Origin of the sequence: Burkholderia sp. AU27893 (genome assembly GCF_002223205.1) — a bacterium.
Lineage (GTDB): Bacteria > Pseudomonadota > Gammaproteobacteria > Burkholderiales > Burkholderiaceae > Burkholderia.
In genome coordinates, this window is the sequence record NZ_NKFD01000002.1 from 514,571 (window position 1) to 539,198 (window position 24,628).

21 protein-coding genes are annotated in these 24,628 nt (G+C 67.1%); 7 read left to right on the forward strand and 14 right to left on the reverse strand.

Annotated features, from left to right (window positions below):
* Positions 1 to 20: 20 nt before the first annotated feature.
* A complete protein-coding gene (locus CFB47_RS15520; protein WP_089461610.1) occupies positions 21 to 785 on the forward strand; it encodes a 1-acyl-sn-glycerol-3-phosphate acyltransferase in 765 nt (254 codons plus the stop codon).
* Between the two features lie 46 nt (positions 786 to 831).
* A complete protein-coding gene (locus CFB47_RS15525) occupies positions 832 to 1,719 on the forward strand; it encodes a M48 family metallopeptidase (RefSeq protein WP_089461611.1) in 888 nt (295 codons plus the stop codon).
* 108 nt (positions 1,720 to 1,827) lie between these two features.
* Here CFB47_RS15525 and gloA read toward each other — a convergent pair whose 3' ends face one another.
* Positions 1,828 to 2,217, reverse strand: a complete 390-nt coding sequence (gene gloA, locus CFB47_RS15530; protein ID WP_089461612.1) for a lactoylglutathione lyase — start codon at positions 2,215 to 2,217, stop codon at positions 1,828 to 1,830.
* A 422-nt stretch (positions 2,218 to 2,639) separates the two neighbouring features.
* On the opposite strand from gloA, the gene CFB47_RS15535 reads away from it, so the two are divergent.
* A complete protein-coding gene (locus CFB47_RS15535) occupies positions 2,640 to 3,575 on the forward strand; it encodes a DMT family transporter (protein WP_089461613.1) in 936 nt (311 codons plus the stop codon).
* A 94-nt stretch (positions 3,576 to 3,669) separates the two neighbouring features.
* Here CFB47_RS15535 and rsmA read toward each other — a convergent pair whose 3' ends face one another.
* Genes rsmA through CFB47_RS15555 form a run of 4 tightly spaced genes read right to left on the reverse strand, consistent with a single transcriptional unit; the run spans position 3,670 to position 9,318 of the window.
* Positions 3,670 to 4,497 carry a 16S rRNA (adenine(1518)-N(6)/adenine(1519)-N(6))-dimethyltransferase RsmA gene (rsmA, locus tag CFB47_RS15540; protein WP_047852199.1) on the reverse strand — a complete coding sequence of 276 codons (828 nt, stop codon included), beginning with the start codon at positions 4,495 to 4,497 and terminating at the stop codon, positions 3,670 to 3,672.
* Between the two features lie 49 nt (positions 4,498 to 4,546).
* Positions 4,547 to 5,536, reverse strand: a complete 990-nt coding sequence (gene pdxA / locus CFB47_RS15545; protein ID WP_089461614.1) for a 4-hydroxythreonine-4-phosphate dehydrogenase PdxA — start codon at positions 5,534 to 5,536, stop codon at positions 4,547 to 4,549.
* A gap of 11 nt (positions 5,537 to 5,547) precedes the next feature.
* Positions 5,548 to 6,906 (reverse strand): peptidylprolyl isomerase, encoded by a 1,359-nt coding sequence (locus CFB47_RS15550; protein WP_089461615.1) that lies wholly within the window; start codon positions 6,904 to 6,906, stop codon positions 5,548 to 5,550.
* A gap of 51 nt (positions 6,907 to 6,957) precedes the next feature.
* Positions 6,958 to 9,318, reverse strand: coding sequence for an LPS-assembly protein LptD (locus CFB47_RS15555; protein WP_089461616.1), 2,361 nt, complete (start codon positions 9,316 to 9,318; stop codon positions 6,958 to 6,960).
* Between the two features lie 223 nt (positions 9,319 to 9,541).
* Here CFB47_RS15555 and CFB47_RS15560 point away from each other — a divergent pair, with 223 nt between their 5' ends.
* Positions 9,542 to 10,591, forward strand: a complete 1,050-nt coding sequence (locus CFB47_RS15560) for an aminoglycoside phosphotransferase family protein (protein WP_089446375.1) — start codon at positions 9,542 to 9,544, stop codon at positions 10,589 to 10,591.
* A 32-nt stretch (positions 10,592 to 10,623) separates the two neighbouring features.
* Positions 10,624 to 11,343: an N-acetylmuramate alpha-1-phosphate uridylyltransferase MurU gene (gene murU, locus CFB47_RS15565; RefSeq protein WP_089461617.1), complete on the forward strand. Its 720-nt coding sequence runs from the start codon at positions 10,624 to 10,626 to the stop codon at positions 11,341 to 11,343.
* Between the two features lie 201 nt (positions 11,344 to 11,544).
* On the opposite strand, the gene CFB47_RS15570 is transcribed toward murU, so the two are convergent.
* Positions 11,545 to 13,416, reverse strand: a complete 1,872-nt coding sequence (locus CFB47_RS15570) for an ABC transporter ATP-binding protein/permease (RefSeq protein ID WP_089440984.1) — start codon at positions 13,414 to 13,416, stop codon at positions 11,545 to 11,547.
* Between the two features lie 174 nt (positions 13,417 to 13,590).
* Here CFB47_RS15570 and CFB47_RS15580 point away from each other — a divergent pair, with 174 nt between their 5' ends.
* Entirely contained in the window at positions 13,591 to 13,986 is a 396-nt protein-coding gene (locus tag CFB47_RS15580; RefSeq protein WP_089440986.1) for an acyl-CoA thioesterase, read from the forward strand.
* A gap of 45 nt (positions 13,987 to 14,031) precedes the next feature.
* Here the strand turns inward: CFB47_RS15580 and CFB47_RS15585 are convergent, their stop codons facing one another.
* A complete protein-coding gene (locus CFB47_RS15585; protein WP_089456899.1) occupies positions 14,032 to 14,514 on the reverse strand; it encodes a nitrate reductase associated protein in 483 nt (160 codons plus the stop codon).
* A 115-nt stretch (positions 14,515 to 14,629) separates the two neighbouring features.
* On the opposite strand from CFB47_RS15585, the gene fdhD reads away from it, so the two are divergent.
* Positions 14,630 to 15,472: a formate dehydrogenase accessory sulfurtransferase FdhD gene (gene fdhD / locus CFB47_RS15590; protein WP_373452550.1), complete on the forward strand. Its 843-nt coding sequence runs from the start codon at positions 14,630 to 14,632 to the stop codon at positions 15,470 to 15,472.
* Positions 15,473 to 15,531: 59 nt separating this feature from the next.
* On the opposite strand, the gene CFB47_RS15595 is transcribed toward fdhD, so the two are convergent.
* The 7 genes from CFB47_RS15595 to nudB all read right to left on the reverse strand — a co-directional run bounded on the left by CFB47_RS15595 (position 15,532) and on the right by nudB (position 24,584).
* Complete coding sequence (locus CFB47_RS15595; RefSeq protein ID WP_089456900.1) at positions 15,532 to 16,299, reverse strand: enoyl-CoA hydratase; 768 nt, start codon at positions 16,297 to 16,299, stop codon at positions 15,532 to 15,534.
* A 92-nt stretch (positions 16,300 to 16,391) separates the two neighbouring features.
* A complete protein-coding gene (locus tag CFB47_RS15600) occupies positions 16,392 to 17,591 on the reverse strand; it encodes an acetyl-CoA C-acyltransferase (RefSeq protein ID WP_089461618.1) in 1,200 nt (399 codons plus the stop codon).
* Between the two features lie 27 nt (positions 17,592 to 17,618).
* Complete coding sequence (locus CFB47_RS15605) at positions 17,619 to 20,054, reverse strand: 3-hydroxyacyl-CoA dehydrogenase/enoyl-CoA hydratase family protein (RefSeq protein ID WP_089461619.1); 2,436 nt, start codon at positions 20,052 to 20,054, stop codon at positions 17,619 to 17,621.
* Between the two features lie 118 nt (positions 20,055 to 20,172).
* Entirely contained in the window at positions 20,173 to 21,960 is a 1,788-nt protein-coding gene (locus CFB47_RS15610) for an acyl-CoA dehydrogenase C-terminal domain-containing protein (RefSeq protein WP_089461620.1), read from the reverse strand.
* Between the two features lie 58 nt (positions 21,961 to 22,018).
* On the reverse strand, positions 22,019 to 22,618 hold the full coding sequence (locus CFB47_RS15615) for a TetR/AcrR family transcriptional regulator (RefSeq protein WP_006751498.1): 600 nt from the start codon (positions 22,616 to 22,618) through the stop codon (positions 22,019 to 22,021).
* A gap of 200 nt (positions 22,619 to 22,818) precedes the next feature.
* Entirely contained in the window at positions 22,819 to 24,093 is a 1,275-nt protein-coding gene (clsB, locus tag CFB47_RS15620) for a cardiolipin synthase ClsB (RefSeq protein WP_089461621.1), read from the reverse strand.
* Complete coding sequence (gene nudB, locus CFB47_RS15625) at positions 24,090 to 24,584, reverse strand: dihydroneopterin triphosphate diphosphatase (protein WP_089440991.1); 495 nt, start codon at positions 24,582 to 24,584, stop codon at positions 24,090 to 24,092. Before nudB ends, clsB begins: the two co-directional genes overlap by 4 nt.
* Between the last annotated feature and the right edge of the window lie 44 nt (positions 24,585 to 24,628).

Here is a 24,628-nt window from a genome sequence, read left to right on the forward strand (position 1 = left end):
CTAACGCCAGACTTACGCCGATGCGCTTCGTCCGCTCCCTGCTGCTGCTGATCTACTTCGTCCTGTACACGGTGCCGTACGCCACCGCGTGCTTCATCGCCTTTCCGTTCATGCGTTCCGACGCGCGCTACTGGATGGCCGCCGGCTGGTGCAAGTCGACGCTGTGGGTCGTGCGCTGGCTGAACGGCATCCGCTACCGGATCGAAGGATACGAGAACCTGCCCGACGGCCCGGCGGTGCTGCTGTCGAAGCACCAGTCCGCGTGGGAGACGCTCGCGTTTCCGGCGCTGATGCCGCGGCCGCTTTGCTACGTGTTCAAGCGCGAGCTGTTGTACGTGCCGTTCTTCGGCTGGGCGCTCGGGATGCTGCACATGGTCAACATCAACCGCAAGGAAGGCAAGAACGCGTTCACGTCGGTGATCCGCCAGGGCAAGAAGCGCCTGTCGGAAGGCGCATGGATGATCATGTTCCCGGAGGGCACGCGCACGCCGGTCGGCAAGCAGGGCAAGTACAAGACGGGCGGCGCGCGCTTCGCGATCGAAACCGGTGCACCCGTCGTGCCGATCGCGCACAATGCAGGTCGGGTGTGGCCGCGCAACTCGTTCACGAAATTCCCCGGTATCGTCACCGTGTCGATCGGCAAGCCGATTCCCAGTGAGGGGCTGACGCCCGATGCATTGAACTCGCAGGTCGAAGCATGGATCGAAGCGGAAATGCGCCGGATCGATCCCGATTCGTATCGCGAGGCAGGCAATGCGGGCACGCGCGATGCCGCGCGTGTCTGACGCCCCCAGGTTGCAGCCGTTGCGTACGACAAAAAGAAGCGAACTGATGAAACAGCGTCCGCGGCCACGGCCTGCCGTCGTGGCTCTCGATCATCGCCAGATGGACCTGCCGCTCTTCGACGGGCCGGCCGCCGCACCGTCGGTGCCCGCCACGCCGCCGGCGCCGCCCGAAGCGGCACCCGCGGCGCCCCTCGATCCGGGCCGCGCGCCCGACCGCTCGCGCGTGCGCACGTTCGCGCTCGACAGCCGCGTGCTCGAATACCGCCTGAAGCGCTCCGCGCGCCGCACGATCGGCTTCACGATCGACGGCAGTGGGCTGTCGATCACCGCACCGCGCTGGGTCACGCTCGCCGACATCGAAGCCGCGATCGCCGAGAAACAGCGCTGGATCTTCGCGAAGCTCGCGGAGTGGAAGACGCGCACCGAACAGCGCGCGCTGCCGCAGATCGACTGGCGCGACGGCGCGGCGCTTCCCTATCTCGGCAAGACGGTGACGATCGCGCTCGGCGCGGGCGCCGTCGCGTTCGATACCGATGCGCTGCGGCTCTCGCTGCCGCTGCCCGTGCAGGCCGACATGCAGCAGATCAAGGATCGCGTGCAGGGCTGGCTGCAGGGCGAAGCCAAGCGGATCTTCGGCGAACGCCTCGCCTTCTATGCGGAGAAACTCGGCGTCACGTATTCGATGTACGCGCTGTCGTCGGCCGCGACGCGCTGGGGCAGCTGCTCGAGCGACGGCAAGATCCGGCTGAACTGGCGGTTGATCCATTTCCCGATGTCGATCATCGACTACGTCGTCGCGCACGAGCTGTCGCACCTGCGCGAAATGAACCACAGCCCGGCCTTCTGGCAGACCGTCGAATCGATCTTCCCCGAGTTCCGCGAAGCGCGGCATACGCTCAAGCATCACCCGCCCGAGTTGCTGCCGTCGCTGTGACGCGCACGGCTTCGCCGCCAACGAAAAAGGGCGATGCGGATCACTCCGCATCGCCCTTTTTTGCTGCCGCGGTGCACATCGCACGCCGCAGCCTGGCTCATCCGGCGCTCAGTGCGCCTTTTTCTGGATGAACTCGATCTTGTAGCCGTCCGGATCCTCGACGAACGCGATCACGGTCGTGCCGTGCTTCATCGGGCCCGCTTCGCGCGTGACCTTGCCGCCTTGCGCCTTGATCTGCTCGCATGCCTTGTATGCATCGTCGACTTCCAGCGCGAGGTGGCCAAAGCCGTTGCCGAGATCGTAGGCCGGCGTATCCCAGTTATGGGTCAGCTCGATCACCGTGTTGTCGCTTTCATCGCCGTAGCCGACGAATGCGAGCGTGAACCTGCCTTCCGGATAGTCGTCGCGGCGCAGCACCTTCATGCCGAGCAATTCGGTGTAGAACTTGATCGAGCGGTCGAGATCGCCGACTCGCAGCATCGTATGCAGAAATCGCATGTGTTGTACTCCTGTGGGGACTTTCCAGAACGGGGAACTCTACCAGAGTCGGGTGAATTTCGCCGGGGGCGCCTAGCCGGGGGCGCCTAGCCGGGGGCGCTCAGCCGGGGCCGCCTGGCCGCGACTGTCCACGAGCGTCCAGCCGGATGCGTCTCGCCCGCGTGCGGCGATACGATCCGTCGACACTAACCGGCGCGAGCGCAACGGCGGAAAACGGCACGATCCGGCTCGCCCGGCGACTGCGCCGATCGGGTAACATCCTTCCACCTCGCACCAAAAACGGGCATGCGACCGACTGCCCGAACGCGACCACCCCTCCCCCGAGACAGCCACACTACCGTGCGAAACCGCCGATTCGAGCGCGCCGGATGCGCCGCCCTCCCGATCTTGCAGCCGCCGCGCCGAACCGGCGAGGTTCGCCGATGACCACGCTCGCCGCCGCCCCCGTGCGCCGCGCGCTCGACACGCGCGCCGTCGGCCTGATGCTGCTGCTATGCGCGATCTGGGGCTTCCAGCAAGTCGCGATCAAGAGCACGAACGCCGCGATCGCGCCGATGTTCCAGGCCGGGCTGCGCTCGGTGATCGCGGCGGTGCTGCTGTGGGGCTGGGCCCGCTCGCGCGGTACGCCGCTGTTCCAGGCGGACGGCACGTTCGGCGCGGGCCTCGCGGCCGGGGCGCTGTTCGCCGGCGAATTCATCTGCGTGTTCTTCGGGCTGACGCTGACGAGTGCGTCGCACATGGCGATCTTCCTCTACACGGCGCCCTGCTTCACCGCGCTCGGCCTGCATCTGTTCGCACCGGGCGAGCGGCTGCAGCGCACGCAGTGGGCGGGCGTCGGCCTGGCGTTCGCCGGCATCGCGCTCGCCTTCGCGGACGGCTTCCTGAAACCGCGCGCACCCGGCGCATCGGTACTGGCCGGACTCGCCGGCGACGCGCTCGGGATCCTGGGCGGCGCGATGTGGGCCGCGACGACGGTCGTCGTGCGCTCGACGGCGCTCGCGCGGGCGAGCGCAAGCAAGACGCTGTTCTACCAGCTCGCGGTGTCGGCGGTCGTGCTGGTCGCGCTCGCTGCCCTGTTCGGCCAGGTGTCGTTCGCGCACGTCACGCCGGTCGCGGTGGCGAGCCTCGCGTACCAGTCGGTGATCGTCGCGTTCGTCAGCTACCTGTCGTGGTTCTGGCTGCTGACGCGCTACAGCGCGTCGCGGCTGTCGGTCTTCACGTTCCTGTCGCCGCTGTTCGGCGTCGCGTTCGGTGTGCTGCTGCTCGGCGAATCGGTCGGCTGGCGCTTCATGTCCGCGGTTGCACTCGTGCTGACCGGCATCGCGCTCGTCAACGCGCCGCCGCGCCGACGGGCATGACGACCCGACGCAGCACGCGCGCGCCCATGCAATAAAAAGGCTGCCTCGCAAGGCAGCCTCTTGTTCCCATCCGGTCCGGCTCGCGTAACCGGCCTCAACCGGCCTTGCGCACCGCCGCGAGCGCCTGCGCGACGCCGACGTATTCGGCCACGCTCACGTCCTCCGCACGACGTGCGAGATCGAAGCCGAGCGCGTCGAAGTCGATCGTCTCGCGATAGTCGCCGAGCGTATTGCGCAGCATCTTGCGGCGCTGCGAGAACGCGGCGGTGACGATTTCGCCGAGCAGCACGGGATCGACGTCCGGCAGTTCATGCGGTTCGTACGGAATCATCCGGACGATCGCGGAATCGACCTTCGGCGGCGGCTGGAACGATTCCGGCGGCACGTCGAGCATCTTCTCCATCACATAGCGATACTGCAGCATCACCGACAGACGCGAAAACGCCTTCGTGCCCGGCTCCGCGACCATCCGCTCGACGACCTCGTTCTGCAGCATGAAATGCTGGTCGATGACCGCATCGGCGAACGTCATCAGGTGAAACAGCAGCGGGCTGGAAATGTTGTACGGCAGGTTGCCGACGATCCGCAGCGACGGCTTGTCGCCGGGCGCCGCGAGCGACCGGAAGTCGAACGCGAGCGCGTCGCCGGCGTGCAGTTCGAGCAGCGCGCCGAAACGTTGCTGCAGGCGCCCGATCAGGTCGCGGTCGAGCTCCACTGCATGCAGCGGCGACTCGGGCGTCGCGAGGCGCTCGATCAGCGGCTCGGTCAGCGCGCCGAGCCCGGGGCCGATCTCGACCATGCGCTGGCCGCGCGCGGGGCCGATCGTCGAGACGATCGAGTCGATCACGCCGTGATCGACGAGGAAGTTCTGCCCGAAGCGCTTGCGCGCGAAATGGCCTTGGTGCTGTCTGCTGTTCGACATCGACTGAGTAAAACGAAAAATACGACGAAAGAGGTGAAGCCGGGCCGCGTCAGGCCGTGCGGCGATGGCGCGCCATCGTGACGGCCGTGTCGAGCGCGGCGATCATGCTGCCCGGATCCGCGCGGCCAGTGCCGGCCAGATCGAGTGCCGTGCCGTGATCGACCGACGTCCGGATGATCGGCAGCCCGAGCGTCACGTTGATGCCCTCGCCGAACGTCGCATACTTCAGCACGGGCAGGCCCTGGTCATGGAACATCGCGAGCACGCAATCGGCGTCCGCGAGATGGCGCGGCTGGAACAGCGTGTCGGCCGGATACGGGCCGCGCGCGTCGATGCCCTGCGCGTTCGCGCGGGCCAGCGCCGGCGAGATCACGTCGATCTCCTCGCGGCCGAGATAACCGTTCTCGCCCGCGTGCGGGTTCAGGCCCGTCACGAGGATGCGCGGTGCGGCGAGACCGAAGTCACGCCGCAGGTCGCGATCGATGATCGCGAGTGTCTCGACGAGCCCGTCGACCGTGAGTGCGGCGGACACGTCCTTCAGCGGCAGGTGCGTGGTCGCGAGCGCGACGCGCAGCGGCTGGTGGCCGGTACCGGCCAGCATCATCACGACCCGCGGCGTATGCGTGCGCTCCGCCAGGTATTCGGTATGGCCGGTGAACGGCACGCCCGCATCGTTGATGGTGCTCTTCTGCAGCGGCGCGGTGACGATCGCATCGTACCGGCCTGCCAGCGCACCGTCGATCGCCGCGTCGAGCAACCCGAGCACGTACGGGCCGTTCGCGGCGTCCAGCTTGCCCGCCTGCACGGGCACGGCGAGCGCGTGATGCGCGACCGACACCGGCCCGCCGCCGGCCAGCGTGGCCCGGTCGGCGCCGACGGCCGCCGCACGCGCGTCGAGCAGCGCCGCATCGCCGAGCACGATGAAATGTGCGTCGGGCCAGCGCTGCGCGGCATCACGCAGCGCCTGCACGGTCAGCTCCGGGCCGACCCCCGCGGGTTCGCCAGTCGTGATCGCGATCTGCAGCGCGGGTGTGGTCATCCGAAGCTCGCTCAGTTCGCCGGGCCGACGCCGCCGATCTTGTACTGCACGTACGACGAATCGCGCAGCTCGCGCAGCCAGTCGGCATAGGCCTGCTCGGCCTTGCGCTGGCCGATCGCCTGGCGCGCGATATCCATCTGCTGCTGCACCGAGCCTTCCGCTTCGCGGCGGCTCAGCACCTGGATCAGGTGATAGCCGTACTCGGTACGGATCGGCTGGCTGACCTGGCCGTCCTGCAGGTTGTTCATCGCGCGTTCGAATTCCGGCACGGTCTCGCCCGGGCTGATCCAGCCGAGATCGCCGCCTTGCGACGCCGAGCCGTCCTGCGAGTAGGTGCGCGCGAACTTCGCGAAATCGCCGCCGGCCTCGACCTGGTTGCGGATGTCGGCCAGTTGCTGGCGCGCCTGGCCTTCCGACTTGCCTTCGCCCACGCGCAGCAGGATGTGGCGCACGTGCGTCTGGACGATCTTCGGTGCGGCCGCGGACGCGCCCTGGCTCTGGCGGCGATCGACGAGGCGCACGATCTCGAAGCCGTCCGGCACGCGGATCAGCGTCGGGTTGACCTGACCCGGGCGCAGCTTCGATGCGGCGTCGACGACGTCGGCCGGCAGCGCGCTCGGTGCCTTGAAGCCGAGGTCGCCGCCCTTCTTCGCGTCGTTCGCTTCCGAATTGTTCTTCGCGAGCTTCTCGAAATCGGCGCCCGACTTCGCCTGCTGCAGCAACGCGTCGGCCTTCTTCTGCGCGGCTTCGATGTCGGCCTGCGGCGCGTTGGTCGGCGCCTTGATGAAGATATGCTGGAAGCGCAGGTCCTGCTGCTGCGACGCGCTCGGCCCGCGCTGGCTCGCGATGTAGTTCGCGACCTCGGCGTCCGACACGGTGATCTTGCCGTCGACCTCACGCTCGCGCAGCTTCGACAGCATCAGTTCGGTACGCGCGTCGCTCGTGAAGATGCTCCAGGGCACGCCTTGCGCCTCGAGACGCGCGCGGTACTGCTCGAGCGTCATACCGTTCGCCTGCGCGAGACGCTGCAGCGTGGCCTGCACGGTCGCGTCGTCGATGCGGATCCCGTCGTCCTTGGCCTTCTGCACCTGGATACGCTCGAGCACCATCTGGTTCAGCACCTGCGCGCGCAACTGGTCGGTCGGCGGCACGGGTGCGCTCTGCTGCTGCAGCCGGCGCGCGATCAGGCCGGCACGCTGGTCGAGTTCGCGGCCCGTGATCACGTCGTTGTTGACGACCGCGACGACTTCGTCGGCGAGCTGCGCACCTTGCGAACCGAGCGCCTGCGCCGCGGCCGGCGCGGCGGCGAGCAGCGCGGAGGCCGCAGCGAGGCTGGACACGACTGCCGCGAAACGAAGGGTTTTCTTCATTGCCACTGGAACTCCATTGAAATCGTGCTGACCGGTGCAGACAAGCCGGCGTTACTCGTAGTTGCTGAAGCGGGACATCGGCGGCGGCGGCGGCGGCAGCGGCGTGTAGCCCGGCACCCCGGCGCGGAACGCCGACACGAGGCCGTTGTCGACGGTCGACAGGCCCTTGAGCGTGAGCTGCATCATGACTCGCGTCGACGAGTTCTGCTGTCCCGACGAATTGATGCCGTTCGCCGCCCGTTGCACGCCGACCCCGAGCGCCCAGCAGTCCGCGTCGTATTGTAAGCCGACCAGACCGTCGACCACGCGATCGCCGGCGAGGTCGTAGTTGAAGCGGCCGATCGCATACAGGCGGCGCGTGAGCGGCCATTGCGCGGACACCAGGAACTGGTTGATCGGCTGGTTGTCGAGCGTGGTATTCGATCGCGTGTAGCGGTAGCCGACGTTGATCACGCGGCGCTCGCCCGGGCTGTAGCCGAAACCGACGCTCGATTTCACGAGCTGGTTGTTGTTCTGGTTGTACTGGAACGCCGTCTCCGACATGAAGCCCGAACCGAGCTTCAGCGCGGCGCCGACGATCAGGTCCGAATGGCGCGCCAGCACGGCGCTCTGCCCAGGCGTCAGCGTGACGCGCTGATCGGCGAAGTAATACTGCTGCGCGATCACGAAACGCGCGCGCTCATCGCCGGTGCGCGGGTCGATGAAGCGCGATGTGAGGCCGGCCGTGATCCGGTTCGCGTCGGCGATCCGGTCGTTGCCGACGAACGTGTTCGGCTGGTAGATCTCCGCGAGGCCGAAGTCCGACTCCGCGGTGTCGAACAGCGGCGCGTTCGACTGGTCGCGATACGGCGTGTACACGTAGTACAGGCGCGGCTCGAGGGTCTGGATGAAGTCCTGGCCGAACAGGCGCACCGAGCGGTCGAAGATCAGGCCCGAATCGAAGCTCACGGTCGGGATCGACTCGGTGAAGCGCTTCGGATTGTTCGGCGTGCTCGACGACAGGTAGTTCAGGTCGTACGACGCGAAGTGGTACTGGACCTTCGGCACGACGAAGTAACCGGGGCCGTACACGCCGTACGCGATGTACGGGTTGAAGACGATCCGGTCGCCTTCGGTCGCATCGGCGGTCGTGATGCGGAACCGCGAATAGTCGGCTTCCGCGCCGAAGTCGAAGCCGCCGACGTTGTACTTCGTGTACTTCACGTTCAACTGCGGCTCGCGACTGTACGGCGCGATCGACGGTGGCAGCGTCTGCCAGTGCTGGTAGCGCGCGAGCACCGACCACGGGCCGTTGTTGTACGTGAGGCCCGCTTCCTGCTGGTACAGCGTCTGCGTCCCGTTGATGAACTGGTTCGACGAACCCAGTTGTTCGGGATAGGTATTGTCCGAGACCTTGTTGTAGTAGACGTAGCCGCCGAAGCCGCCACCGAAATTCTGCTGGTGCTGCCAGTAGATCGCGTAGCGGTTGCGGTGCTCGAGCCGGTCATCCGGCAGGTAGTTGGCCGTAAACGTGCCCGAATACGACGGCGACAGGTAGCGGAACGTCGCCTCGGTCATCACGCCGCGCCGCGAGATGATGCGCGGCGTGAGCGTCAGGTCGCGGTTCGGCGCGATGTTGAAGTAGTACGGCAGCGACAGTTCGAACCCGTTGCTCGAATTAATCGCGAACGTCGGCGGCAGCAGGCCGCTGCGCCGCTCGCCCGAAAGCGGGAACGTCATCCACGGGCTCGCGAAGATCGGCACGCCCTGGAAGAACAGCACGCCGTTGCGCGCGGTGCCTTCGTCGGCACCCGTATCGAAGTCGAAGCGGCTGCCCTTGATGTACCACGCGGGGTTCGTCGAGCACTGGCACGCGGTGTAGGTGCCGTTGACGAACACCGAGCGCTCGTTGTCGACCATGTCGACGCGTTCCGCGCTGCCCGAGCCGCCCGTCACGTTGAAGTGATACTTCGGCGCCGTCATGAAGCCCTGGTTCGCCTCGATCTTCAGGTGCGCCTCGGGGCCCGCGAACGACGTGCCGGCATTGTTGATCCTGACCTGGCCGTACGCATCGGCCATGTCGGTATCCTGATCGTAGTGGATCGCGTCGGCCTTCACGACGGCGTCACCGCGCCGCAGCTCGGCCGAACCCTTCGCGGCGAGATCCTGCTCGGCCGTGCCGCTCGTGTGGTCGGCGATCACGAACGCGGCCGGCTTCGCGCCGTCCTTCAGCGGATGATCCTCGAGCTGGGGCGCGAGACGCAGATCCCACGGCGAGTCGAGCGGCTGCGGCTGCGCGGCCGCGCCCGACAGCTGCGCGTACGACACGGCCGGCACGAGGCCGGGCACGGCCAGGAGTGCGAGCGCGAGCCGCCGTTTGCGCGGCGCCCCGTCACCGGGGAAAACATTCGGGAATAGCGGTTTGGGCGGCATCTATCGTTTGGCGAATCGCCCCTTGTCAACCGCGCCGTCGCGGCACATGCGCGCGCGGCAGGCCGCACCGTCGCACCGCGACTGCGGCTGAGCGCAAACCGGGGAGGCGTTCGGGCGACCGCGCGACAGGCGGCGGGCCTGCACGGCGGAAAGCTGACGCGGGGCGCGTCAAAAAAGTCGTGGGGTATTATATGGCAAGACGTTCCCCCCTCCGCCGAGTTTCATGACGCCCCCATCCGCCGCATCCCAGCCCGACGCCCGCCTCGAAGCGCTCACCGCGTGGCTGCACCCGCTCGCCGAACGCTATGCGCTCGACCTGTCGACCCTCGCGCCCGCCTCGTCGGACGCCAGTTTCCGCCGCTATTTCCGTGTCGCGTCGGCCACGAGCGCCGGCGGCACGCTGATCGCCGTCGACGCGCCGCCGCCCGAGAAGTGCCGTGAATTCGTCCAGGTCGCGCAACTGCTCGCCGCGGCCGGCGACCACGTGCCGGACGTGCTGGCCCACGATTTCGACGCGGGCTTCATGCTCGTGACCGATCTCGGCCGCACGTCGTACATCTCGGTGCTCGATCCGGCCGACCCGGCCGCCGCGAAACCGCTGATGCGCGCGGCGCTCGACGCGCTGATCCGCTTCCAGCTCACGTCGAAGCCCGACGTGCTGCCGCCGTTCGACGAGGCATTCCTGCGCCGCGAGATGGAGCTGATGCCCGAATGGTTCGTCGGCCGCCACCTCGGCAAGCCGGTCACCGACGCGATGCGCGGCACGCTCGACCGCACCTTCGCGCTGCTGGTCGCCAGCGCGCACGCGCAGCCGCAGGGTTTCATGCTGCGCGATTTCATGCCGCGCAACCTGATGGTGTGCGAGCCCAACCCGGGCATTCTCGATTTCCAGGACGCCGTCTACGGGCCGCTGACGTACGACGTCGTGTCGCTGCTGCGCGACGCGTTCATCAGCTGGGACGAGGAGTTCGAGCTCGACTGCTTCGCGTACTACTGGGAAAAGGCGAAAAAGGCCGGCCTGCCGGTCGACCCCGATTTCGGCGAGTTCTACCGCCAGCTCGAATGGATGGGGCTACAGCGCCACATCAAGGTGCTCGGCCTGTTCGCGCGTATCAATTACCGTGACGGCAAGCCGCACTACCTGAACGACCTGCCGCGCTTCATCGCGTACGCGCGCAAGGTCGCGCTGCGCTATCGCCCGCTCGTGCCGTTCGCGAAGCTGCTCGACGAGCTCGAGGGCAACGCACCGGCCGACGTCGGCTATACGTTCTGATCCGTTCCGACTCTCCTGACACCCGGCCGAACATGAGCAACACCCTGACCACGGCGATGATCTTCGCCGCCGGGCGCGGCGAACGGATGCGCCCGCTCACCGACACCCGCCCGAAGCCGCTGCTCGAAGCGGGCGGCAAGCCGCTGATCGTGTGGCAGATCGAAGCGCTCGCCCGCGCAGGCATCGAGACGATCGTGATCAACCACGCGTGGCTCGGCGAGCAAATCGAGGCTGCGCTGGGCGACGGTTCGCGCTGGGGCGTGCGGCTCGTGTATTCGGCTGAAGGCGACGCGCTGGAAACCGCGGGCGGCATCGCGCAGGCGTTGCCGCTGCTCGAACGCGGCGGGCAGCCGGCCGTGTTCGCGGCGGTCAGCGGCGATGTCTACTGCGCGTTCGACTACCGGTCGCTCGCGCCGCGCGCCGCCCGGATGGCCGCGCTCGACGCGCCGGCGATGCACCTCGTGATGGTGCCGAACCCGCCGTTCCACCCGGCCGGCGACTTCGCGCTCGGCGACGATGGCCGCCTTGCGCTCGACGGCGCCGCGCGCTTCACGTTCGGCAACATCGGCCTGTACGACACGCGGATGTTCCGCGATCTCGCGCCCGGCACGCGGCGCGCGCTGACGCCGTACTATCGCGCGGCGATCGAGGCCGGCCGCGCGAGCGGCGAACTGTATGAAGGTATCTGGGAGAACGTCGGCACTCCCGCGCAGCTCGGCGAGCTGGATGCGCGGCTGCGCGCCGCGGAGTGACCGGCTGACGGGTCGTCGGGCTGATCGACGAACTGACCGGTCAGCTGACTGACTTGTTGGCTAGCTGGCTGACCGGCGAACTGGCGGCGTTGGCCTGGCCGATCAAAGGGTCCGCGCGTGTCGGACCGCCATGCCGGCCCGGCTCCCGCCCATCAAACGTGCCCCGTCCTGCTGCGCCCACCCCGCGCGCAGCCCCACCGCTCACGCGGCTTCCGCCTCTTCCCCGCCCGCCGCCGCGCGCTGCTGCTGCAGCGCCCACATCTGCGCATACAACCCGTCGGCGCGCACGAGTTCGTCGTGCGTGCCGCGCTCGACGATCCGCCCGTGGTCCATCACGAGGATCTGTTGCGCGTGCACGACCGTCGACAGACGGTGCGCGATCACGAGCGTCGTGCGATGCCGCGCGATCTGGTCGAGTTCGTGCTGGATCGCGCGCTCCGAGCGCGAATCGAGCGCCGACGTCGCTTCGTCGAACAACAGCACCGGCGGGTTCTTCAACAGCGTGCGCGCGATCGCGACGCGCTGCTTCTCGCCGCCCGACAGCTTCAGCCCGCGCTCGCCGACCGGCGTGTCGTAACCCTTCGGCAGGCTTTCGATGAAATCGTGGATGTGCGCGGCACGCGCGGCCGCGATCACTTCGTCGCGGGTCGCGGTGGGCCGGCCGTACGCGATGTTGTAGTAGATCGAGTCGTTGAACAGCACGGTGTCCTGCGGCACGATCCCGATCGACGCGCGCAGCGAGTCCTGCGTGACGTCGCGGATGTCCTGGCCGTCGATCCGGATCGCCCCGCCCGCCTGCCGGTCGAGATCGTAGAAGCGGAACAGCAGCCGCGACAGCGTCGACTTCCCGGAGCCGCTATGGCCGACCACCGCGGTCGTCGTCCCTGCTTCGATCGTGAACGACACGTCGTGCAGGATCTGCCGCGCCGGCTCGTACGCGAAATTCACGTGCTCGAAGCGCACCTGCGCGCCGGCGACCGCGAGCGGCCGAGCATCGGGCAAATCGGCCACTTCCTTCGCGGCCGACAGCAGGCCGAACATGCGATCCATGTCGGTGAGGCTCTGCTTCAGCTCGCGATAGACGACGCCGAGAAAATTCAGCGGGATGTACAGCTGCAGCATGAACGTGTTGATCAGCACCAGGTCGCCGAGTGTCAGCTTGCCCGCGAGCACGCCCTGCGTCGCGCGCCACAGGATGAACACGAGCCCCGTGCCGATGATCGCCTGCTGGCCGAAGTTCAGCACCGACAGCGAATTCTGCGAACGGATCGCGGCTTTCCGGTAGCGCTTCAGGTTCTCGTCGTAACGCTGCGCTTCCCACTCCTCGTTGCCGAAATACTTGACCGTCTCATAGTTGATCAGCGAATCGATCGCCCGCGAGTTCGCGCGCGAATCGAGTTCGTTCATCGTGCGGCGAAAATGCGTGCGCCAGTTGGTGACCTTCACCGTGAACACGATGTACGTCACCAGCGCCGCGAACGTCACGTACGCGTAATAGGCCTCGTACTTGACCACGAAGAAACCGAGCACGAGCCCGACCTCGACGAGCGTCGGCAGGATGCTGTACAGCGAATACGAAATCAGCTGCTGGATGCCGCGCGTGCCGCGCTCGATGTCGCGCGACATGCCGCCGGTCTGGCGCTCCAGGTGAAACCGCAGCGACAGCCCGTGCAGGTGCCGGAACACCTGCAGCGCGAGCTGGCGCACCGCGCTCTCGGTGACCTTCGAGAACAGGATCTCGCGCAGCTCGGTAAACAACGACGTGGACAGCCGCACGAGCGCATACGCAACGACCAGCAGCCCCACCCCGCCCGCGAGCACGATGCCGGCCGACTGTTCGGCGCGGCCGATCGCGGTGATCTGCTGGACGTAGGACAGGTGGTCGACGATGCGCTTCATCACGACCGGCACGCCGAGGTTCGCGACTTTCGCGCCGATCAGGCAGCCGAGCGCGAGCGCGACGCGCCATTTGTAGGTGGTCAGGTACGGCAGCAGCGACCGGATGGTTTGCCAGTCGTTGCGGGGCCCGGTCGAAGCCGGCGCGGGCTCGCCGGAAGCAGGAAATCGGCGCATGGGGGAAGGATCGGCGGCGGTGCCGGACGCGCGCATCGGCGGCCGGCTCGCTCACTTTCTCGTACAATTTGCGAACGTTGTATTGTCGCAGAAGCCGCTTCGCGCCGCTGCCGGCGCCCTCGCCGGCCGGCCTGCGCGTGGCGGCGTATTTATTACAGGATGAAAGCCCCCGCCATGACCGATTCGACCCTCGAACTCCCGCAAAAGCAGCCCGCGCTGCGCGTCGTCCCGCAACCGCACGACGCGAACGTCCACGGCGACGTATTCGGCGGCTGGATCATGTCGCAGGTCGACATCGCCGGCTCGATCCCCGCGAGCCAGCGCGCGAACGGTCGCGTCGCGACGGTCGCGGTCAATTCGTTCGTGTTCAAGCAGCCGGTGTTCGTCGGCGATCTGCTGAGCTTCTACGCGACCATCACGCGTACCGGCAACACGTCGATCACGGTCGACGTCGAGGTGTACGCACAGCGCATGCGCCTGATGGGCGAGGTCGTGAAGGTCACCGAAGCGACGCTCACCTACGTCGCGACCGGCTCCGACCGCAAGCCGCGGCAACTGCCGCCGCTCTGACGGACGAGCGCCGCGCGGCGGCGCTTCCCCTTGCCTTCGGCCGCCTCAGTGCGTGGCCGTCAGCCCGAACTCCCGCATCGCGGGCAGGAAATCGTGGTTCAGCTTCGGCTTGCGCGACAGCTTCACCAGCACGTAGCGCTGGAACGGCGCGAGCCGCTGCCACTGTGCAAGCTCGGGCGCCATCAGCCCGGCCAGCGCGCTCTGCTGCACGAGCGACTCCGGCACGCTGTCGGTGGCGCGCCAGGCCGGCTGCTCGTCCGGCTGGAACCACGAGGGCTCCAGATCCGCGTGCGTACGCAGCATTTCGAACAGCGCGTGATCGAAGTTGGGCTCGATCGCGGTGTCCTCGTCGGCCGGAAAGCGCGCGAGCAGTTTGCGATCCTCGAGCGGCAGCAACTGCCACTGCTCCAGTGAGATCCGCAGACCGAAACGGTCGAGATTGAAACGCACGATCATCGGGATGTACGTGAAGTTTTCCGACGAATCGTGTTCGAAGGCGAATAGCAGTGGAGCGTCGCTGAGTCCCATGATCGTGACCTGATATGGCGGATACCGGCGCGGCCGGCTTGCCTGGGGTATTTTAGAACCTCTGCGCGCGGGTGGCGGATACGATTGCCGCCGGCCGCGCGCCGAATCAACGGGAGTGCTCGTGAATCCGACCGAATCCGGCGACTTGCGCGACGAACCGCGCGGCGCGATCGAACTGTCCGTGCGCCGCACGCGCGGCGGTGCCGTCGAAACCGCACACGACTACGTGGGCCAGGAATGGCCCGTCGCGCTCGTCTTCAACGGCATCTCGCATGCGGTGATGATGTGTACGCCGTGCGACCTCGAAGCGTTCGCGGTCGGTTTCGCGATCTCGGAGGGGATCGTCGCGCGCGGCAGCGACATCAAGGACATCGAGGTGATCCTGCACGCCGACGCGCCGCTGCCGCATGCGGAAGTTCACCTGGAGGTCGTCCAGCAGGCGTTCGCCGCGCTGAAGGACCGGCGCCGCGCGCTCGCGGGGCGTACCGGCTGCGGCGTCTGCGGGATCGAAAGCATCGACCTGCTCGACCTCGCGCCCGAACGCGTGCCCGATACGGGCTTTCTCGCACGCCTCGCCCCCGACGCGCTGACGCGCGCGGCGCAGGCGCTGCCGGTTCACCAGGCGCTCACGCGGCTCACGGGCGGCCTGCACGCGGCCGCGTGGTGCGACGCAACAGGGGCGATCCGGATGGCATTCGAGGACGTCGGCCGCCACAACGCACTCGACAAGCTGATCGGCTCGCTCGTGCTGTCGCGCGCCGACGCGACCGACGGCTTCGTGTTCCTGTCGAGCCGCGCGAGCTACGAGCTCGTGCGCAAGGCCGCACGAGTCGGCATCCCGCTGGTGGCAACGATCTCCGCACCGTCGTCGCTCGCGATCGAGATCGCGAAAGCGGCCGGCTTGCGGCTCGTCAGCTTCTGCCGCGAAACCGGCCACGTCGACTACGGCACGGCCTGATCGCGATCGCGGGAGCGCGCCGGCAATCCGCCGCCGGCGCGCCCTGCTCCGTCAGACGGTCAGTCGAACTGACGGAAATCCGGCTTGCGCTTCTCGAAGAACGCCGTCATCGCCTCGCGCGCTTCCGGCGCGCGCAGCATCGCGGCGAAGTGGCCCGCTTCCTCGGCCATCCGCGCCTGCGTCGCCACGCCGCCCGTATCCTTCAGCAGCGCCTTCGTCACACGCAGCGATGCCGCCGGCAGCGCCGCGAGCTTTGCCGCCTGCTTCGCCGCGAACGCGTCGAGCTCGGCCGCCGGCAGCACGCGGTTGACGATGCCGATCCGGTGCGCTTCCAGCGCGTCGAACGCTTCGCCGAGCAGCAGCTTCTCGGCCGCGACCTGATGGCCGGCCAGACGCGGCAGCAGCACGCTCGACGCGGCTTCCGGGCACAGCCCGAGCTGCGTGAACGGCAGCGAGAACGTCGCGGTGTCGGCCGCGTAGACCAGATCGCAGTGCAGCAGCATCGTCACGCCGACGCCGATCGCCAGGCCCGGCACCGCGGCCACGATCGGCTTGCTCGCGCTGCTGATCCGCGCGAGAAACTGGAACACCGGAGCGGTGTCGTCCTTCGGCGGCGACTTCAGGAAATCCTCGAGATCGTTCCCTGAGGTGAAGTTGCCGTCGCCACCGCGCAGCAGGATCACGCGAACCGCCTTGTCTTCCTGCGCTTCGGCGAGTGCGTCGGCCATCGTCTGGTACATCGCCGCCGTCAGCGCATTCTTCTTCGCCGGGCGCGCGATCGTGATCGTCATCACGCCGTCGGCGCGTTCCACTTGAATTTCGGCCACAACCGTCTCCTTTGACTTTCCTCTATCGGAATGAAAAAACGGTGCGCGAGCTCGTGGCCCGCGCACCGTCGCAGCTTGTCGTCGTGCTCCGCTTACAGGCGTTCGATGATGCCCGCCGCGCCCATGCCGGTGCCGACGCACATCGTGACCATCCCGTACTTCAGGTTACGGCGGCGCAGGCCGTGCACGACGGTCGCCGCGCGGATCGCGCCGGTCGCGCCGAGCGGGTGGCCGAGTGCGATCGCGCCGCCCATCGGGTTGACCTTCGACGGGTCGAGGCCGAGATCGCGCATCACCGCCAGCGACTGCGCGGCGAACGCTTCGTTCAGCTCGATCCAGTCGAGATCGTCCTGCTTCAGGCCGGCGGCCTTCAGCGCGGCCGGAATCGCTTCCTTCGGGCCGATACCCATGATTTCCGGCGGCACGCCACGCACCGCGAAACTCACGAAGCGCGCGAGCGGCGTCAGGTTGAATTCCTTGAGCACCTTCTCCGACACGACCAGAAGCGCGCCCGCGCCGTCCGACGTCTGCGAGCTGTTGCCGGCCGTGACCGAGCCCTTGTTCGCGAACACCGTGCGCAGCTTCGCGAGGCCTTCGATCGACGTATCGGCGCGCGGACCTTCGTCGAGCTTGATCTCGCGCGTCTTCACGTCGACGTCACCGGTCGCGAGGTTCGGGAAACGCTCGGTGATCGTGTACGCGGCGATCTCGTCGTTGAACTCGCCGGCCTGCTGGGCGGCAAGCGCCTTGCGGTGCGACTCGACCGAGAACGCGTCCTGGTCTTCGCGGCTCACCTTCCACTGCTCCGCGACGCGCTCGGCCGTCAGGCCCATCCCGTACGCGATGCCGAAGTCTTCATTGCGATCGAAGATGTGCGGCGACATCGACGGCTTGTTGCCCATCATCGGCACCATGCTCATCGATTCGCAGCCGCCCGCGAAGATCGCGTCGGATTCGCCGACGCGGATGCGGTCGGCCGCCATCGCCAGCGCCGTGATGCCCGACGCGCAGAAGCGGTTGACCGTCACGCCGCCGACCGTCTGCGGCAGGCCCGCGAGCAGCGCGCCCATCCGCGCGACGTTCAGCCCCTGCTCGGCTTCCGGAATCGCGCAGCCGATGATCGCGTCTTCGATCAGCTTCGTGTCGAAGCCGGGCACCTGCGCCACCGCCGACTTGAGCGCGTGGACCAGCAGCTCGTCCGGGCGCGTGTTCTTGAAGACACCGCGCGGGGCCTTGCCGATCGGCGTGCGGCTGGCGGCGACGATGTATGCGTCTTGCAATTGTTTGCTCATTTGAGACTCCTTGCCTTATCCGCTCGCTCAGTTACGCACCGGCTTGCCGGTCTGCAACATGCCCATGATCCGTTCCTGCGTCTTCTGCGTGCCGAGCAGCTCGACGAACGCACGGCGCTCCAGCGCGAGCAGCCACTGCTCGTCGACCAGGCTGCCGGCTTCGACGTCGCCGCCGCACACGGCTTCGGCGATGCGGCTCGCGATCAGGTAGTCGTGGTCGCTGATGAAGCGGCCGTCACGCATGTTGACGAGCGATGCCTTGATCGTCGCGATCGCCGAACGGCCGGCGACCGGCACGTCCTTCGCGCGCAGCGGTGCGCGGTAGCCGGTTGCGGCCAGTGCACGCGCTTCCTTCTTCGCGGTGTCGAGCAGTTCGAACACGTTGAAGATGATCGTGTCGGACGGCTTCACGTAGCCCATCGCACGGGCATCGTGCGCGGACGCCGACACCTTCGCCATCGCCGCGTTCTCGAACGACTTCGTGACGAACTTCAGGATGTCGGTGGTCGCGTTCGCGGCCGTTGCGGCGTCCGCTGCGCGCAGCGCGGCTTCCTTCAGGCCGCCGCCCGCCGGCACGAGGCCGACGCCCACTTCGACGAGACCGATGTAGCTCTCGACGTGCACGACGCGCTTCGCGCTGTGCAGCATCAGCTCGCACCCGCCGCCGAGCGCGATGCCCGACACGGCTGCGACGACCGGCACGTTCGCGTACTTCACGCGCAGCATGCCTTCCTGGAACTTCTTCACGAACGGCTCGATGCCCTTCGCGCCGCCCATCATGAACGCGGGCATCGCCTCTTCGAGGTTCGCACCGGCCGAGAACGGGCCGCCCGGCGTGCCGAGCTTCAGCGACGTCGGTTGCCAGATCACGACGCCCTTGTAGTCCTTCTCCGCGAGTTCGATGGCTTGCACGAGGCCGTCGATCACGCTCGGTCCGATCGTGTTCATCTTCGACTTGAACGACACGATCACGACGTCGTCTTCACCCGCGCGGTCGTCGACCCAGGCACGCACGGCATCGGTCTCGAACAGCGTCTTGCCGTACGTCTTCGGATCGGCACCGGCTTCGCCGAGCAGCGGCGCGCGGAATACCTGCTTGTCGTAGACGGCGAGGTCCGAACGCGGCACGAAGCGCTTCGCTGCCGGCGCCCACGAGCCTTCGGCCGTGTGCACGCCACCCTTTTCCGCAACCGCGCCTTCGAGCACCCACGACGGCAGCGGCACGTTCGCGAGCGCCTTGCCGGCCGCGATGTCTTCCTGCACCCACTCGGCGACCTGCTTCCAGCCGGCAGCCTGCCAGCCTTCGAACGGGCCTTCGTTCCAGCCGAAGCCCCAGCGGATCGCGAGGTCGACGTCGCGCGCGTTGTCGGCGATCGATTCGAGATGCACGCCGATGTAGTGGAACACGTCGCGGAAGATCGACCACAGGAACTGCGCGTGCGGATGGTCCGTTTCACGCAGCAGCTTCAGGCGTTCCGCCGGCGGGCGCTTCAGGATGCGGCCGACGGTTTCGTCCGCCTTCGCGCCCGAATCCACGTAGGTGCCCGTCTTCGCGTCGAGCACCTTGATCGCCTTGCCTTCCTTCTTGTAGAAACCGCCGCCCGTCTTCTGACCGAGCGCGCCCTGCTTCACCAGTTCGGCGAGCACGGCAGGCGTCTGGTAGACCGGGAAGAACGGATCGTCGGCGAGGTTGTCCTGCATCGTCTTGATCACGTGCGCCATCGTGTCGAGGCCGACCACGTCCGCGGTGCGGAACGTCGCCGACTTCGCGCGGCCGAGGCGGCTGCCCGTCAGGTCGTCGACTTCGTCGAAGCGCAGGCCGAACTGCGCGGCCTCGGTGATCACCGCGAGGATCGAAAAGATGCCGACGCGGTTCGCGATGAAGTTCGGCGTATCCTTCGCGCGCACGACACCCTTGCCGACGATGCTCGTCAGGAAGGTTTCGAGCTGGTCGAGGATCTCCGGGCGCGTGTGCGCGGTCGGGATCAGCTCGACCAGGTGCATGTAGCGCGGCGGGTTGAAGAAGTGCACGCCGCAGAAGCGCGACTTCAGCTCGTCCGAGAAACCTTCGGACAGCTTCGTGATCGACAGGCCCGACGTGTTGGTCGCGAAGATCGCGTTCGGTGCGATGTGCGGTGCGACCTTCTTGTACAGGTCGTGCTTCCAGTCCATCCGCTCGGCGATCGCCTCGATCACGACGTCGCACTCGGCGAGTTTCGCGATGTCGTCTTCGTAGTTCGCTGCCTCGAGGTACTTCGCGTCGTCCTTCACGCCGAACGGCGCGGGCGACAGCTTCTTCAGGTTCTCGATCGCCTTCAGCGCGATCGCGTTTTTCGGGCCTTCCTTGGCCGGCAGGTCGAACAGCAGCACCGGCACGCGCGCGTTGATGAGGTGCGCGGCGATCTGCGCGCCCATCACGCCGGCGCCCAGCACGGCGACCTTGCGAATCAGGAAATTGCTCACGGGATGTCTCCGGATAGTGTCGTGCAGCGCGGGAGGTGGGGGCTGCACGGCGAAGTGAGTACCAGGAACCGTTGCGTTCGGGCGGCGCGGCACGCGGCGCGCACCGCCCGGACTCGCGTCAGAACAGCGATTCGTCGACTTCCATCAGCGTCTTCGAACCGGCGCGCGCCGCGCGGATCGTCGACGCCGTCTCGGGCAGCAGGCGCGCGAAGTAGAAGCGGGCGGTGGCGAGCTTCGACTTGTAGAACGGATCGCCCGACGCTTCCTTGTCGAGTGCGAGGCGCGCCATGCGCGCCCAGAAGTACGAGAACACCAGGTGGCCGACGGTGCGCAGGTACGGCACGGCGGCCGCGCCGACTTCGTCCGGGTTCTGCATCGCCTTCATGCCGATTTCCATCGTCAGCTTCTGGACCTTCTCGCCGATGTCGGCGAGCGGGTTGATGAACTCGGCCATTTCCGGCTTCACGCCTTCGGCTTCCGCGAATTCCGTGACGAGTTTGCCGAACTTCTTCAGCTTCGCGCCCATGTCGCCGAGCACCTTGCGGCCCAGCAGGTCGAGCGACTGGATCGAGTTCGTGCCTTCGTAGATCATGTTGATCCGCGCGTCGCGCACGTACTGCTCCATGCCCCACTCGGAGATGAAGCCGTGGCCGCCGTAGATCTGCATCGCGTGGTTGGTCGACTCGAATGCGTTGTCGGTCAGGAACGCCTTGATGATCGGCGTGAGCAGCGCGACGAGGTCGGCCGCTTCCTTGCGCACCGCTTCGTCGGCGTGCGACAGCTCCTTGTCGATCTGCAGCGCGGACCAGTACGTGAATGCGCGCGCGCCTTCGGCGTAAGCCTTCTGCGTGAGCAGCATGCGGCGCACGTCCGGGTGCACGATGATCGGGTCGGCCGGTTTGTCCGGTGCCTTCGGGCCCGTCAGCGAGCGCATCTGCAGGCGCTCCTTCGCATAGGTGAGCGAATTCTGGTACGCGACTTCCGTGAGGCCGAGGCCTTGCATGCCGACGCCGAGGCGCGCGGCATTCATCATCACGAACATCGCGTTCAAGCCCTTGTTCGGCTCGCCGACCATCCAGCCCTTCGCGCCGTCGAGGTTCATCACGCACGTCGAGTTGCCGTGGATGCCCATCTTGTGCTCGATCGAGCCGCACTTGATGCCGTTGCGCTCGCCCGGCTCGCCCGCTGCGTCGGGGATGAACTTCGGCACGATGAACAGCGAGATCCCCTTGGTGCCCTGCGGCGCGTCCGGCAGGCGCGCGAGCACGAGGTGGATGATGTTCTTCGACATGTCGTGCTCGCCGCTCGAGATGAAGATCTTCGTGCCGCTGATCGAGTACGAGCCGTCGGCGTTGGGTTCGGCCTTGGTGCGCAGGATGCCGAGGTCGGTGCCGCAGTGCGGCTCGGTCAGGCACATCGTGCCCGTCCATTCGCCCGTCACGAGCTTCGGCAGGTAGCGCTGCTGCAGTTCCGGTGCGCCGTGCGCGTGCAGGCACTCGTAGGCGCCGTGCGACAGGCCCGGATACATCGTCCAGGCCTGGTTCGCCGAGTTCAGCATTTCGTAGAGCGCGTTGTTCACGAACGCGGGCAGGCCCTGGCCGCCGTAGTCCGGATCGCAGCCGAGCGCCGGCCAGCCGGCCTCGACGTACTGCTGGTAGGCTTCCTTGAAGCCGGTCGGGGTCTTCACGACGCCGTCGCCTTCATACGTGCAGCCTTCGCGATCGCCGACCTGGTTCAGCGGGAACAGTACCTCGGAGCAGAACTTGCCCGCTTCCTCGAGGACCTGGTTGATCGTGTCGGCGTCGAGGTCCGCATGCTTGGGCATTTGCTTGACTTCGGCTTCGACGTTCAGAAGCTCGTGCAACACGAATTGCATGTCGCGCAGCGGCGCGGCGTACTGTCCCATGACTCTCTCCAAAGGTGGGCAAAACGGCTCGAGCTCCTGGCGGGCGGATCACGCGCCGCTAACGGCTCTCGCTCTGATACGAAACAATCGTCTTTTCCAGCGCGGCCCACGTGAGGCGCACGGCGTCCGGCGAATGCAGGAAGCGTGCGTCGTGATGCAGGCCGAGCGTGAAGCTATACAACTCGAAGAGCATCAGGTCCGGATCCGTATCCGCACGCAGATGGCCTTCTTCCTTCGCCTGCGAAATGGCACGCAGCATCGCGGCACGCCAGGCCGTCACGCTTGCGATCAACTGCTCGCGCACGGGGCTGTCAGGCCGGTCGTCGTACTCGACCGCACCGCTGATGTAGATGCACCCGGTCGTCACCTCCTGGATGCGCTTCTCCGTCCAGCGGGCCAGCATCGCCCGAAGGCGCGGCAAGCCTCGCGGCTCGCGCAGGCTCGGAAAGAACACCTCGTTTTCGAAACGATGGTGATACTCGCGGACGACCTCGACCTGCAGGTCCTCACGCGATCCGAAGTGCGCGAACACACCGCTCTTGCTCATCTGCATGCGCTCGGCCAGCAGGCCGATCGTCAGCCCCTCCAGCCCGTCACGGCTGGCGAGGTCCAAAGCAGCTTCAAGTATCGCGGCACGCGTCTGTTCGCCTTTTCGCATAGCTATTTCTGTAACCGTTCGGGGGTTCGAATAAAATCGAACGGCCGTACTATTATTGAGTGCGGCCGCTCGCGAAACAAGGAAATTATTAGAAACCGGTGTCTAACCGAGCCGCTATTTTGCGCGATTCCGGCGGGACCGGAGCGGCTTTTCCGCACGAACGTGCGGACAGATTTTTTGAAGCGAACGCTTAGTCTTCGTCAGTCGTAACCGCCGACCGTCAGCGCCTTCATCACGAGACGATACGCCGTATAGGCGAGCCAGTTCAGCATGCGCTCGAGGCGCGGGCGCGCGGCGAACCGGGCGGGGTCGATTTCCCGGCCGTCGGCAAACGCGGTCGCGATCGCGTCGCGCAGTTCGTTCGTGACAGCATCGTAGCGCACCAGCACGACATTCGCCTCATTGTTCAACATCAGGCTCAGCGCGTCCAGGTTCGACGAGCCGACCGTCGCCCAGTTGTCGTCGATCACGGCCACCTTGCCGTGCAGCATCGTCTTGTCGTATTCGGCCACGCGCACGCCCGCACGCAGCAGCGCGTGATAGAGGAACGGCACGGCCGTATCGAGGGCCGCGAATTCCTTGCGGCCGATCAGGATCCGTACGTCGACGCCGCGTCGCGCGGCGCCCGTCAGCGCACGGCGCAGCTTGCGCCCCGGCATGAAGTACGGATTGGCGAGCAGGATCCGCTGGCGGGCCTGGCCGATCGCGGCGAGATACGCCTTCTCGATCGCGCGGCGGTTCACGACGTTGTCGCGCGCGACGAACGCGACGCTCGGCTCCGTCACGACCCGCAGCGCACCGGCCTTGATCCACCGGTGGCTGCGCATCCAGCGGCGGAACATGTCGGGAAATGCTTCGCCGCCATGCAGTCCGGTCGCGTATTGCGCATACGGCTTGTGGCCGAACAAGATCCGGTGCCACTGCAGTTCGAACGCGGCGCGCACGTCGGACACCGCGGGCCCCGCCATCTCGACCGCGAAATCCCAGCGCGGGAACGGCAGCGTCGTGCCGCCCTGCGCGTAGTCGTCGATGATGTTGATGCCGCCGCAGAACGCGACCGCGTGATCGATCACCGCGAGCTTGCGATGCGTGCGCGAAAAGCCGAAGCGGCCGAACAGGTAACGGTTGTAGATGCAGTGCTCGACGCCGGCTGCCGCCCACGTATCGAACAACGGCAGGCGTGCGGTGCCGATGCCGTCGGTGATCACGCGCACCCGCACGCCGCGCTGCGCCGCGCGGATCAATGCGTCCGACACCGGCCGGCCGGCCGCGTCGTCGCAGAAGATGTAGGTTTCGAGCATCACCTGCTCGCGGGCGGCATCGATCCGCTCGATCAGCGCCCGGAAGAACTCGCCGCCGGTCTCGCACAATCGCACGGTATTGCCCGACGTGAAGGCGAGCCGCGACGCGGAACCGCGTTCCTGCAGGAACATCTGCCGCAATTGCGCGAAGCGCTTGCGGGCTTCCGCCGTCATGCGGACGAGCCGTGCGGCGCGCGCGACAGTGCCACGCGCGCGGGCAGTTGCAGGATCGCCTCGGCGTTCGACGGCGAGAAGCAGCGCGCGGCCGCCTCGCGGAACGGCAGCCATGCATGGTCGACATGCTCGCGCGGCGACAGCGTCACGTCGACACGATGCGGCACGCACAGGCCGAACCAGTGCTCGACATTGCGCGTGACGCCCGGGGCGTAGCGGTGCAAGTATTGCGGATAGATCGTGTATTCGATCTTGTGGCGCCAGTCGACGAGCGCGCTGGCCGGCACGTCCGGCGTGCCGACTGCGATGCCGGTCTCCTCGGCCACTTCGCGCGCGGCGGTCAGCGCGAGCGGCTCGTCGAGCGTGTCCTTCGAGCCGGTCACCGATTGCCAGAAATCGGGCTGGTCGGCACGCTTGATCACGAGCACATCGAGGTCGGGCGTGTAGATCACGACAAGAACGGATTCGGGGATTTTCGGCGGCTTCGTCATCGTTGTTTCATGCAGCGCAGGGCCGCGCGCCGGGCAAAGGCTCC